12 protein-coding genes are annotated in these 12,618 nt (G+C 35.1%); all 12 read left to right on the forward strand.

What is annotated here, in order from left to right:
* The first annotated feature begins 2 nt into the window (after positions 1-2).
* The 12 genes from ACTSKG_RS02310 to spo0A all read left to right on the forward strand — a co-directional run bounded on the left by ACTSKG_RS02310 (position 3) and on the right by spo0A (position 12,585).
* Positions 3-398 (forward strand): Asp23/Gls24 family envelope stress response protein, encoded by a 396-nt coding sequence (locus ACTSKG_RS02310; protein WP_464756544.1) that lies wholly within the window; start codon positions 3-5, stop codon positions 396-398.
* 469 nt (positions 399-867) lie between these two features.
* Positions 868-1,245: a transcription antitermination factor NusB gene (gene nusB / locus ACTSKG_RS02315; protein WP_464756545.1), complete on the forward strand. Its 378-nt coding sequence runs from the start codon at positions 868-870 to the stop codon at positions 1,243-1,245.
* 26 nt (positions 1,246-1,271) lie between these two features.
* Positions 1,272-2,126 carry a bifunctional methylenetetrahydrofolate dehydrogenase/methenyltetrahydrofolate cyclohydrolase FolD gene (gene folD / locus ACTSKG_RS02320; RefSeq protein WP_464756546.1) on the forward strand — a complete coding sequence of 285 codons (855 nt, stop codon included), beginning with the start codon at positions 1,272-1,274 and terminating at the stop codon, positions 2,124-2,126.
* A gap of 66 nt (positions 2,127-2,192) precedes the next feature.
* A complete protein-coding gene (gene xseA / locus ACTSKG_RS02325) occupies positions 2,193-3,545 on the forward strand; it encodes an exodeoxyribonuclease VII large subunit (RefSeq protein ID WP_464756547.1) in 1,353 nt (450 codons plus the stop codon).
* Between the two features lie 4 nt (positions 3,546-3,549).
* Entirely contained in the window at positions 3,550-3,771 is a 222-nt protein-coding gene (xseB, locus tag ACTSKG_RS02330) for an exodeoxyribonuclease VII small subunit (RefSeq protein ID WP_464756548.1), read from the forward strand.
* On the forward strand, positions 3,764-4,648 hold the full coding sequence (locus tag ACTSKG_RS02335; protein ID WP_464757944.1) for a polyprenyl synthetase family protein: 885 nt from the start codon (positions 3,764-3,766) through the stop codon (positions 4,646-4,648). Before xseB ends, ACTSKG_RS02335 begins: the two co-directional genes overlap by 8 nt.
* An 89-nt stretch (positions 4,649-4,737) precedes the next feature.
* Positions 4,738-6,633 carry a 1-deoxy-D-xylulose-5-phosphate synthase gene (dxs, locus tag ACTSKG_RS02340; protein WP_464757945.1) on the forward strand — a complete coding sequence of 632 codons (1,896 nt, stop codon included), beginning with the start codon at positions 4,738-4,740 and terminating at the stop codon, positions 6,631-6,633.
* The gene (locus tag ACTSKG_RS02345; RefSeq protein ID WP_464756549.1) at positions 6,630-7,448 is read left to right on the forward strand and encodes a TlyA family RNA methyltransferase; all 819 of its coding nucleotides are present in this window, start codon (positions 6,630-6,632) and stop codon (positions 7,446-7,448) included. The genes dxs and ACTSKG_RS02345 overlap by 4 nt, the downstream gene beginning before the upstream one ends.
* 97 nt (positions 7,449-7,545) lie before the next feature.
* Entirely contained in the window at positions 7,546-7,995 is a 450-nt protein-coding gene (ahrC, locus tag ACTSKG_RS02350) for a transcriptional regulator AhrC/ArgR (RefSeq protein ID WP_464756550.1), read from the forward strand.
* Between the two features lie 75 nt (positions 7,996-8,070).
* Positions 8,071-9,774 carry a DNA repair protein RecN gene (recN, locus tag ACTSKG_RS02355; RefSeq protein ID WP_464756551.1) on the forward strand — a complete coding sequence of 568 codons (1,704 nt, stop codon included), beginning with the start codon at positions 8,071-8,073 and terminating at the stop codon, positions 9,772-9,774.
* Positions 9,775-9,868: 94 nt separating this feature from the next.
* Positions 9,869-10,831: a SpoIVB peptidase S55 domain-containing protein gene (locus ACTSKG_RS02360; protein ID WP_464756552.1), complete on the forward strand. Its 963-nt coding sequence runs from the start codon at positions 9,869-9,871 to the stop codon at positions 10,829-10,831.
* A gap of 962 nt (positions 10,832-11,793) precedes the next feature.
* Positions 11,794-12,585, forward strand: a complete 792-nt coding sequence (spo0A, locus tag ACTSKG_RS02365; protein ID WP_464756553.1) for a sporulation transcription factor Spo0A — start codon at positions 11,794-11,796, stop codon at positions 12,583-12,585.
* Positions 12,586-12,618: the final 33 nt, after the last annotated feature.

Genomic DNA, 12,618 nt, shown 5'->3' on the forward strand with positions numbered 1-12,618 from the left:
ATATGACAGAAACAAGCGAGCAAAAATTTGTTCAGATGACTCCTGAAGGAAAAGAATATTTAGGAACGATAGAAATAGCTCCTGAAGTAATTACGGTAATTGCTGGAATTGCTACAAATGAAGTAGAAGGTGTTGCGGGCACCCGCGGCAACTTTGCAGCAGGGGTTGTCGAGCGTTTAGGTAAAAAAGTGCATGGTAAGGGAATAAAAACTGAAATAACAAGCGATGGTTTGTTTATCGATGTTTACTGTCTTGTGAAGTATGGTGCTTCTGTACCGAAAGTTGCAACCGAAGTTCAGTCCCAAATCCGCCAAGCAATTGAAAATATGACTAGTTTAGTGCCGAAAGAAGTAAATGTCCATATAACTGGCGTACAATTTGAAGCCACTACAGAATAAGGTAAAAGAGTCATCCTAGAGATGGCTCTTTTTCTTTGTCTAGCTCTTACGCCATCTGTTTAGTGGGTTATTGTCCAAAACACTTAGGAATTTGTGAAGAAAAGATGCACAAGTAAAGGGTATTTCCGCTTTTCTTATCCTGATAAAAGAATGAAAAATATATGCTCACTGTAATCTTTAGCAAAACCATCTCTTCAAATTTGGTTCTTCATCTTTCGTTTTATATAATTATTATAACTTGTTTTTGCAATAACCTTGTAATAGTCAGTACGGCTCTCTATAATAAGAAGGTCTTTATAGTTGATTTCAATACAAATAGTAATATTATTTTTAATATTGATAGCAAGAAATATGTGATGAAGTATTTAAGGAAAATGCTTTAGTAAAAAGGGTTTTGAAATAATATGAAAACACTCGAAATTCCTGTATACTATTGTTTAGATAGTTATATTTAAAGGAGAACTAAATAATGAAACGAAGAATAGCACGAGAATTAGCATTACAAGCCCTGTTTCAATTAGACAGCCATGAAATTTCGATAGAGGAAGCAATTGGTCATGTTACAGACGAAGAGGACGCATTTTTAACACAACTAGTTAGAGGTGTAATTGAAAACAAAGAACAGATCGATGCATCATTGACAGAGAAATTAGAGAATTGGTCTCTAGCTAGGCTACCCAAAATAGAACGTACTGTACTTCGAATAGCGATATATGAATTACTATTTATGGAAGATGCACCTGCAAAAGTAGTTATTAACGAATCGCTAGAGATATGTAAGATCTTCGGAGATGAAAAATCTAGTCGTTTTGTAAATGGTGTATTATCCAAATATACAAATCAATAATGGCCCGTATTGAAGGAGAGTTAATCTTGATAAACAATATTATTGACGGAAAACAAATTGCTGAAAAGGTTACAGAACAAGTTCAAAAAAGAGTCGAAGCTTTGAAAGCGAAAGGTATTACGCCAGGGTTGGCTGTTGTTTTAGTAGGGAATAATGCGGCTTCTCAAACATATGTAAATAATAAAACGAAAACATGCGAAAGACTAGGAATGTTTTCGGTTCTGATTAGATTAGAAGAACAGGTTTCAGAAGAAGAATTACTAAAACAAGTAGAATTATTAAATAATGACGAGAAAATACATGGTATTTTAGTCCAGTTACCATTACCAAAACAAATTGATGAAGATCGTGTAATTGCAGCAATTTCACCTTTAAAAGATGTAGATGGCTTTCATCCTGTAAGTGTTGGGAAGATGATGATTGGTCAACAAACATTTCTTCCTTGCACCCCATTTGGTGTAATGAAATTATTAGAATATAGTGGTGTTGAAATTGCAGGGAAACACGCGGTAATCGTAGGTAGAAGTAATATTGTTGGAAAGCCGATGGGACAGCTATTATTACAAAAAGATGCAACTGTAACATACTGTCATTCAAAAACAAAAGATTTGCAAACTTTTACAAAGCAAGCAGATATTTTGATTGTTGCTATAGGTCGTGCAAAAGTGATTGATGCTAGTTATATTAAAGAAGGTGCAGTTGTCATTGATGTAGGGATGAACCGTGATGAAAACAACAAATTATGCGGAGATGTAGATTTTACTTCTATGAGAGAAGTTGCATCGAAAATTACACCAGTCCCAGGTGGAGTTGGCCCTATGACAATAGCAATGTTAATGGAAAACACTTGCTTATCTGCAGAAAATACATGTAAAAATTAATATGTTAAAAGCTGTTTTTCCACAGAAGAACAGCTTTTAACTTGTTATAGTATTGGAGTGTCATAGATGTCTACACATACTTACTTATCGGTGAAAGCCTTAACCAAATACATAAAAAGAAAGTTCGATGCAGATACGCATTTACGGGATGTGTATGTAAAAGGGGAACTTTCGAATGTGAAGGTCCATTCTAGTGGGCATATTTACTTCACGTTAAAAGATGATGCCGCTCGTCTTACTTCCGTCATGTTTGCTATGCATGCCAAATCATTAAAATTTACTCCTGAAAGTGGGATGAATGTGCTTGTCCGTGGTGACATTAATGTTTTCGAAGCTGCAGGACAGTATCAACTTTATGCTTCCACTATTCAGCCAGATGGAATTGGGGAACTGTTCTTAGCTTTTGAGCAATTAAAAAAGAAACTCGAACAAGAAGGTTTATTTCATCCAAGTCGAAAAAAAGCACTTCCTTCATTTCCTAAAAAGATTGGGATTGTCACCTCTAAAACTGGTGCGGCTATTCGGGATATTCTTACGACGATAGAGCGTCGATACCCAATATGTGAGGTGGTCGTCTTTCCTAGTATCGTACAAGGTCCCCAAGCAGCTCCTTCCATTGTGAATTCGATTGAACAAGCTAATCGATTAGGTACAGTGGATATACTAATTGTTGGCCGTGGTGGTGGTTCTATTGAAGATTTATGGGCATTCAATGAAGAGATAGTAGCTCGTGCAATTGCCAATAGTCATGTGCCTATTATTAGTGCAGTTGGACATGAAACGGATACTACGATTGCGGACTTTGTTTCTGATTTGCGTGCACCAACACCAACCGCAGCTGCTGAGATTGCAGTTCCGAGTAAAGAAAATCTAATGAAAAGTATTCTATCTTATCAAGCGACATGCTTAAATATGGTTTCTAAAAAGCTGAATGATGAAAAGAAAAGATACCAGCGTGCAATCCAATCTCCAGTTCTTGCAACTCCTGAGAAACTATATCGTCCTTTTATAGAGAGATATATAAGAACGGAACAGCAATTACAAAGAGAAATTAATAGCTTAGTTAAAGAAAAAGAACGAAATTTATTACAAATAGAAAAAAGAATGCTTTTATTATCACCGCAAAAGATGATTGATCAACAGTTGAAAATAGTGGACACTTTAACAAATCAATTAACTAAAGTATCACTTTCCACCTATGAAAAGAAACGCCAAAACTTTATAGGCTCAATACGAACACTCGAAGCATTAAATCCATTAAAAATTATGGATCGAGGTTATAGTATTACGTATGTAGATGGAAAAGTGGTAAAATCGGTGGATGAAGTAGTAAAAGGCGACTCCATTTATGTAACACTCCCTGATGGCCAGATTGAAGCGATTGTGCAACATGCAGAAATGAAAGAAAGAAGGGACTAATTTTATGAAAAAAAATGAAATTCCGTTTGATGAAGCGATGCAGCAATTAGAAAATATCGTTCGGCAACTTGAACAAGGCGATGTACCGCTAGAAAATGCAATTGAACTATATCAAAAGGGGATGGAGTTCTCGAAACTTTGCAGTGAAAAATTACAAAGTGCCGAAAAACAACTTGTCTCTTTCATAGGTGAAAATACAGATGAAGCTGGTAGTACAAATGAGTAATATATTACAAACATTTATACAAACAAATCAACCACTTATAGAGCAAAAATTGGATTTATTAATAAAAGAATTAAAAGCACCATCTGAGTTAAAAGAAGCAATGGCATATTCTCTTCAAGCAGGTGGAAAAAGAATACGACCTTTATACACGCTTGCAGTTTTAGAGGAGCTTGAAGTACAAAGTGAGGATGCAATCGTTGTTGCATGTACAATTGAGATGATTCATACTTATTCTCTAATTCATGATGACCTTCCATGCATGGATGATGATGATCTTCGTCGTGGTAAACCAACAAATCATATTGTGTTTGGGGAAGCCCTAGCAGTATTAGCAGGAGATGCATTAGTAACCCTTGCTTTTGGAATTATAGCTCGATTAAATAATCTTAAAGCGGAACAAAAAGTACAACTTATTAACCAATTGAGTTATGCCGCAGGAGCAGAAGGAATGGTTGGAGGCCAGGTATTAGATGTGCTTGGAGAGGGGAAATCCTTGTCTTTATCTGAATTAGAAGAAGTTCACGTAAATAAAACCGGGGCACTTCTTTCATTTAGCATTTTGGCGGGTGGAATTATTGCTAATGCTAAGAATGATATAATGCAAGCTTTAAAAGACTATGCATTTCATATTGGATTAGCATTCCAAATACAAGATGATATTTTAGATATTGAAGGAACATCTGAGGAACTTGGGAAAACAGCTGGTAAGGATGTTTTAAGTGAAAAAAATACATACCCATCTATATTAACTCTAGACGGGGCTAAAGAGCAGTTACAAAAGCAATATAATTTAGCAATAAATGCACTTCAAACCGTTGATTTACAAGAAGGTCTACTTTTAGAAATTGCAAATTATATTACGAAAAGATCTAAATGATAGCGAATAATTTTGTTTTAAGGTAGATTATTGTTATTATATTTACTGAAGTGTCACGAATGAAATCTAATAGAAGGTGTGTGATGGCAATGGATTTAACATCAATTTCTAGCCCATCCTTTTTAAAAAGTTTAGATAATGAACAATTAAAGGAATTAAGTGAAGATATTCGATCGTTTTTAATAGAAAAATTGTCTGTTACGGGTGGACATATCGGACCAAATTTAGGAGTCGTAGAACTAACAATTGCACTTCATCGTGCGTTTAATAGTCCTACAGATAAATTACTTTGGGACGTGGGGCATCAAGCGTATGTGCATAAAATTTTAACTGGTAGAGCAAACCAGTTTGATACTTTAAGACAATATAAAGGTTTATGCGGTTTCCCTAAACGAATTGAAAGTGAACATGATGTGTGGGAAGCAGGTCATAGCTCAACCTCTCTTTCGGCTGCGATGGGAATGGCTACAGCACGAGATCTACAAAAAAAATCGAATTACGTCATACCGATTATTGGAGATGGCGCACTTACAGGTGGAATGGCACTAGAAGCATTAAATCATATAGGACATGAAAAAACAGACATGATTGTCATTTTAAATGATAACGAAATGTCGATAGCTCCAAACGTCGGAGCGCTTCATAATGTGTTAGGAAAATTACGTACACATGGAACATATAACAAAGCGAAAGATGAACTAGAATATTTACTAAAGAAAATCCCTGCAGTAGGAGGGAAATTAGCAAGTACCGCAGAACGTGTGAAGGATAGCTTGAAATACTTACTTGTATCAGGAGTCTTTTTTGAGGAGCTAGGTTTCACTTATTTAGGACCGATAGATGGTCATAGCTTTGAAGCATTAGAAGAAAATCTTAAAAATGCGAAAAAGATGAAAGGTCCAGTCCTTCTTCATGTTATTACGAAAAAAGGTAAAGGATTCAAACCGGCAGAGCAAGATAAAATTGGTACTTGGCATGGAACTGGCCCATATAAAATGGAGACAGGAGATTTTGTAAAGTCTACCACTGTTGCACCATCGTGGAGTGGACTCATTGCAGAAACTGCCAGAAAACTTGCTAGACAAGATAAACGCATTGTTGCGATTACCCCTGCTATGCCAGTTGGTTCAAAACTTGAAGGATTTGCCTCTGAATTTCCGGATCGAATGATTGACGTAGGTATTGCGGAACAACATGCTACTACAATGGCAGCAGGTCTTGCCGCAGATGGTATGAAACCGTTTCTAGTCATTTACTCTACATTTCTTCAGCGTGCATATGATCAAGTTCTTCATGATATTTGCAGACAAAACTTAAATGTTGTTATTGGCATTGATCGTGCAGGATTGGTTGGAGCAGACGGAGAAACACATCAAGGTGTATTTGATATTTCATTTTTGCGTCATTTACCTAATATGGTGATTATGATGCCAAAAGATGAAAATGAAGGACAACATATGGTGAAAACAGCGTTTGAATATTCGGACGGTCCAATCGCCCTTCGTTATCCACGTGGAAACGGATTAGGGGTTCCTATGGACGACGAGTTGAAAACAATTCCAATTGGTACATGGGAAGTTTTACGGGAAGGAACACAAGCTGCCATTTTAACTTTCGGTACAACGATTCCAATGGCTTTAGAAGCTGCAACAAAATTAGAACAAGCAAATATCTCTGTCGAAGTAATAAATGCTCGTTTCATAAAGCCATTAGATGGAGAGATATTGCGTTCGTTACAAAAACGTAATATTCCAATTATTACTTTGGAAGAAAGTATACTTCAGGGTGGATTTGGTAGTGCTGTTTTAGAGTTTTTCAACGAAAACGAATTGCAAGCTAATGTTAAACGCATTGGTATACCAGATGTATTTATAGAACATGGAGATGTAAATCAGTTATTAGATGAAATCAATATTACAAGCGATGAGATCGTGAATGTAGTAGAAAATTCTATTGCTCCTGCTAACAGGTATATCTCGTCATGACAAAAATTCCAAAAGAACGAGTAGACATCCTGTTAGTAGAACAAGGGCTATTTGAAACAAGAGAAAAAGCGAAGCGGGCAATTATGGCCGGACTTATATATAAAAAGGAAGAACGTATAGATAAGCCAGGAGAAAAGATAGAAGTAGATTCACTTTTGACAGTAAAAGGTCAAGTTTTGAAATACGTTAGTAGAGGTGGGCTAAAGCTTGAAAAAGCATTAGAACAATTTGATCTTACAATTCAAAACAAAATCATGTTGGATATCGGATCATCTACAGGTGGTTTTACAGACTGCGGATTACAAAACGGTGTAAAGCATGCATATGCACTCGATGTTGGAAGTAATCAGCTGGCTTGGAAAATTCGTCAAGATCCTCGTGTCACTGTAATGGAAAAAACGAATTTCAGATATGCAACACCTGCTGATTTTAGTGAAGGACTGCCGTCTTTTTCATCAATCGATGTATCCTTTATTTCTTTAAAACTAATTTTTCCAACTTTAAAAACAATTCTAGTTCCAAACGGAGATGTTATTGCACTTGTTAAGCCCCAATTTGAAGCTGGTAAAGATCGTGTTGGTAAAAAAGGGGTTGTACGAGATAAAGCAGTTCATTTGGATGTGTTAAATGAAATTGCAACATTTGCAGAGAGTCAAAACTTCTATATAAAAAATGCTTCATATTCTCCAATTACAGGTGGAGAAGGTAATATAGAGTTTTTATTTCATTTAATAAGTGTTGAAAATGAATTATTAATACCTCATCAAATTGATTTTGTGGCTCTAGTTAATGAAGCACATGCTACATTAAAATAACGCGGCTCCTATATGAGTCGCGTTTTTTCTTGTTACTTTTTAGTTGAAATGATAATGTATTAAGTAATTAGTATAAATATACAATGGGGTGACATAAATGAACAAAGGACAAAGGCATATTAGAATACGTGATATTATTTCTAATAATGAAATAGAAACGCAAGATGACCTAGTTGAATTTTTGAAAAATGCAGGATATAACGTTACTCAAGCTACGGTTTCAAGAGATATTAAAGAATTGCACTTAGTGAAAGTTCCACTTCCTAACGGTAGTTACAAGTATAGCTTACCTGCAGATCAACGTTTTAACCCGACCCAAAAGCTGAGACGAGCATTGACCGATGCTTTTGTTAGTATTGATGGAGCAAGCCATTTTTTAGTTATGAAAACTTTACCAGGAAATGCACATTCAATAGGTTCCTTAATAGATTATTTAGATTGGACAGAAATATTAGGAACAATTTGTGGAGATGACACATGCTTAATATTATGTAGACAAGATTCTGATTGTGAAGTTGTGAAAAAACGTTTACTAGAAATGCTTTAACCTAATTGAGCAAGCGTTATAAGACATTTGTGATTAAGAAAAATACCAAGGTGGATTATAAAGAGGTGAAAGCCGTTGTTAAAAGAGTTATCAATTAAAAACTTTGCTATTATTGATGAGTTAACAGTTGGTTTTGAAGAAGGACTTACAGTTCTAACTGGAGAGACTGGTGCAGGGAAATCTATTATAATTGATGCAGTACATTTGTTATGTGGTGGAAGAGGTTCTCAAGAGTTTATTCGACATGGTGCAAAAAAAGCAGAATTAGAGGGTTTATTTATCATTACTAATCCAAAACATGGAGTTTTTAATAAAATGATAGATGTTGGAATAGAAATTGATGAAGAATCTATTATTTTAAGAAGAGATATTAATGATTCTGGGAAAAGTGTATGTCGTGTAAATGGAAAACTAGTAACAATTGGTATATTACGGGAAATTGGTGCATCTCTTATTGATATCCATGGACAACATGAGAGCCAAGAACTAATGGATGAAAAAGCACATATTCATTTGCTAGACCAGTTTGCAGGAGAAAAAATTAGGCAAGTAAAAGAATCATATAAAGAACTATTCTCTAAATATAAAAAGTGGATTAAAGATTTAGCGATTTTAACGGAAAATGAACAGCAAATTGCCCATAAGATTGATTTGTATACATTTCAAGTAGAAGAAATAAATGATGCAAATTTAGTTATTGGTGAAGAAGAACAACTTCAAGAAGAAAAAAAGAAACTACAGAATTTTCATAAGGTCTATGATAAAATGAGCAGCGCATATGAAGCTATATTATCAGAATCGAAAGGTTTAGATTATATTGGAACTGCCATGGCAGATCTTCAAGATATTTCTGATGTAGATAAAAATATGCTCGAGCTAAGTGAAAATGTTTCATCTGCATTTTATATATTGCAAGATGCGGCATATCAGTTAAAAAGTGAATTAGATGATATGGAATACGATAGTAACCAACTTCAACATGTGGAAGATCGTTTAGCGCTCATTCAAACTTTAAAGCGAAAATATGGTCAGTCAATTGAATCCATTTTAGAATATAAAGAACAAATTTCCAACAGTCTTGAGCAGTTAGTGAATAGAGATGAACAAATTCAAAAAATGTCTGAAAGGATAAGACAAATCGAAAAAGATTTGGAACTTGAAGCACATGATTTAACGGATAAACGAAAAAAAGCAGCGAAACAATTAAGTGAAGCGATAATGGAACAATTACAAGAACTTTATATGGAAAAAGCGGCTTTTTCAGTAATTTTTCATGAGCACTCTAAAATAATTTTTAACGAAAATGGAATGGATGATATTTCGTTTTATATTTCAACAAATGTAGGTGAACCACCAAAGCCTTTAACAAAGATTGCATCTGGTGGTGAGCTATCTAGAATGATGCTTGCATTAAAAAGTATTTTTTCAAAGCACCAAGGAATTACTTCAATTATATTTGATGAAGTTGATACTGGTGTTAGTGGACGAGTAGCACAGGCGATTGCGGAGAAAATCGCTGCGATTGCAACCAACTCGCAAGTGTTATGTATTTCACATTTACCACAAGTAGCCGCAATGGCTGATCAGCATTTAATGATAAAAAAAGAAGTAACTGGAAATCGAACGTACACCATCTTAGAAGAAGTTATAGATGATCGACGAGCGGAGGAATTAAGTAGAATGATGTCAGGAGCTGAAATTACAAGCGTGACCTTACAACATTCTAAAGAGCTGTTAAAATTAGCGAATGAACGAAAAAAAATATTTCGAAATGCTTGAAGACCTTGCTGAATAAGGTCTTCTTTTTTTATCAATTATTTACCTCACATAGAGTTTCTTCTGCAGGATATAGTAATGGTATAGGAGGTGAAATATGAAGCCAAGCTATCGTATATGGTCGCTAATTCCGATACTTTTCTTTACTTTTTTCTTTGCAGTCAGTCCCACTTTTGCACAAAAAACAACTTCCTGGGTAGTCCCATTAGGACAATCCATACAGATTGATCTTCAGTACGGTGCGGTGTTACTTAGTCATGATGTATTACTTACAGACGATTATTGGCTGCGTACAGGTGACTCCATTCAACAAATTGATTCACAAAACGTGACTTCAATGGAAGATATTAAAACCCATGTAAAAGATAAAAAGAAACTCATTGTACATTATGAGCGTAATAAAAAGATGTATACAAAAGAAATTACTTCTGAACAGATACTGAAACTTCTTCCGTTTTTAAAAGATGCTACAGAAGGAATAGGTACCTTAACGTATCTAAATTTAGAAACAAATGAATTTGGTGCGTTAGGTCATCAAATTATCGATCATAATTCAGGATTAACTCCAAGTTTTTCTGAAGGTTCGATTTACTTGTCTTCCATTGAGCAAATAAAGAAAAGTATCCCTGGAAAACCTGGATACAAAATAACATCTCATCAAAATAATACTTCCCCTATTGGTGGAATAAATGAAAATAATGTTTATGGAATTTTTGGGAAGATGGAAGAAAATGCTATAGACAATATTCCTTTGCAAGAAGTAGAAATTGCTGACAAAGAAGCTATAATGACTGGTGAAGCAATTATGCGAACTTCAATCGATGGCGAGAAAGTACAAGATTTTACAATTGAAATCACAACTATTGAAGACCATCTATTTCAATTTACAGTTACAGACAAGATTCTTATTGAAAAGACAGGTGGAATTCTTCAAGGTATGAGTGGCAGTCCGATAATTCAGCAAAATAAACTTATCGGTGTAGTAACGCATATGTACGTAGATAAACCTAAAAATGGAGCAGCACTATCCATAACGGAAATGATGAAAAAAAATCCATGAGGATATAACATATAAGTGTTGAAATAGACTGTAGACAACTCGGTATAAATCGAGGTTGCCTACAGTCTTTTTTTGATTGATTTATCGTCCTGGAAAACGGTGTTCATACTTAAAAAATATTTGGGATTTCCGTTACAGGTGGACAATTTCCGCGGGGTGAGCGATGAGCGATCACCGCCGCCTGCGTTGTTTGTGATTGCTCATCTGTCTCACTGAGGAACAAAGGCTAAGAGCGCCACATCGTGTGGCAACGCCTTCGTGACCAACATCCTGTTGTCCTCCGGCTGAGTCGCCACCTTTCACTACAATCCATTGAGTGAGTAGTACCTAACAAGAATATTTAGCCAAACTATCGTGAGGTTAGAATAAGTTTAAGTAAACGTAGATCATGTCATTCATGTAATTCGAATAAAATGTTGTTGTTCCCTAACAAATGTTCATACGATTTGTAATTATAAATCGTCCCATACATACTAATAGATTGGAGCATAAGCGGTGATTTCTGCGGGAATAGCAGATGTTTTCTGCATCGAAAGCAAGCAGCAGGTGCATGTGCGGAAAGCCCCGCAGGAAAGCAGTGACGAGATGACTGAAGCCATCCCCGCGAAAAGCAACGACATTCATATAATACTCCCTGGTTTTTCATATAAAAATACCTTAAATTAGAAAAAATATACTTTATATTTATGCGATAATAAAAAGTAAGCGACTTCTTCATGCGGGATAACGACTCTTTGTCGTCTTCAATTCAAGGTAATTGTACTTTTTTAGTGTAGCCTTTTTTTAAAACTACATATACAATGAAATAAAGAAAATTCGACAAAGCTGTAGAAATGGTTAACGTTTTGTCGGAATACATAGAAACCGTGTTATTAAAGCCTTATTTTTAACAAAAATAAAGGAAGTCGTCTAAAAATAGCGAATACTATCTAAGTGAAAAAATACAAAAGGTGGATGAGGTTATGGAAAAAATAAAAGTTGTAATTGTAGATGATAACAAAGATTTAATTCGAACAATGGATGCTTATTTTGACAAACATCCGGAAATTGAAGTTATAGGAACTGCAGTAAACGGTAAACTTTGTTTAGAATTACTTGAAACAGTTAGTCCCGACGTTTTACTTTTAGATATCATTATGCCTCATCTAGATGGAATTGCAGTTTTAGACAGTATACAGAAAAACGATCAATTGAATAATCTCCAAGTAATAATGTTAACTGCTTTTGGACAAGAAGATGTGATGAAACAAGCTGCGGAATTAGGCGCTTCTTATTTCATGCTTAAGCCTTTTGAATTTGATCGGTTAGTTACTCAAATAAAACAAGTTGCTGGCAGAAAAGACCGAATCCAAGAAGCTCCATTAAAATCGAACCCTGAAAAAGAAGCTCTGCAAAATAAACGTATAATTGATAACATAATTACAAATGTCATTAAAGAAATTGGTGTACCTGCTCACATTAAAGGTTATTCCTACTTAAGGGAAGCAATACAAATGGTTTATTCTGATATTGAACTACTTGGTTCCATAACAAAAGTTCTGTATCCAGAAATAGCTAAAAAGTTTCAAACTACACCATCACGTGTGGAAAGAGCAATTCGACATGCAATTGAAGTAGCTTGGAACCGAGGAAACTATGAAACAATTTCGAAAATGTTTGGATACACAGTACATCATTTAAAAAGTAAACCTACAAATAGCGAGTTCATTGCGATGATTGCAGATAAAATTCGTATGGAGAACATGGCTAGTTGAAAGTGACATAGCGGTATCACAACTCCTAATGAT

Source organism: Psychrobacillus syltrankelensis (genome assembly GCF_055454035.1).

Bases quoted from the DNA above. Each gene is read 5' to 3' on its own strand.
- ACTSKG_RS02310 (WP_464756544.1), top strand. From the start codon at position 3: ATGACAGAAACAAGCGAGCAAAAATTTGTTCAGATGACTCCTGAAGGA.
- nusB (WP_464756545.1), top strand. From the start codon at position 868: ATGAAACGAAGAATAGCACGAGAATTAGCATTACAAGCCCTGTTTCAA.
- xseA (WP_464756547.1), top strand. From the start codon at position 2,193: ATGTCTACACATACTTACTTATCGGTGAAAGCCTTAACCAAATACATA.
- xseB (WP_464756548.1), top strand. From the start codon at position 3,550: ATGAAAAAAAATGAAATTCCGTTTGATGAAGCGATGCAGCAATTAGAA.
- ACTSKG_RS02335 (WP_464757944.1), top strand. From the start codon at position 3,764: ATGAGTAATATATTACAAACATTTATACAAACAAATCAACCACTTATA.
- dxs (WP_464757945.1), top strand. From the start codon at position 4,738: ATGGATTTAACATCAATTTCTAGCCCATCCTTTTTAAAAAGTTTAGAT.
- ACTSKG_RS02345 (WP_464756549.1), top strand. From the start codon at position 6,630: ATGACAAAAATTCCAAAAGAACGAGTAGACATCCTGTTAGTAGAACAA.
- ahrC (WP_464756550.1), top strand. From the start codon at position 7,546: ATGAACAAAGGACAAAGGCATATTAGAATACGTGATATTATTTCTAAT.
- ACTSKG_RS02360 (WP_464756552.1), top strand. From the start codon at position 9,869: ATGAAGCCAAGCTATCGTATATGGTCGCTAATTCCGATACTTTTCTTT.
- spo0A (WP_464756553.1), top strand. From the start codon at position 11,794: ATGGAAAAAATAAAAGTTGTAATTGTAGATGATAACAAAGATTTAATT.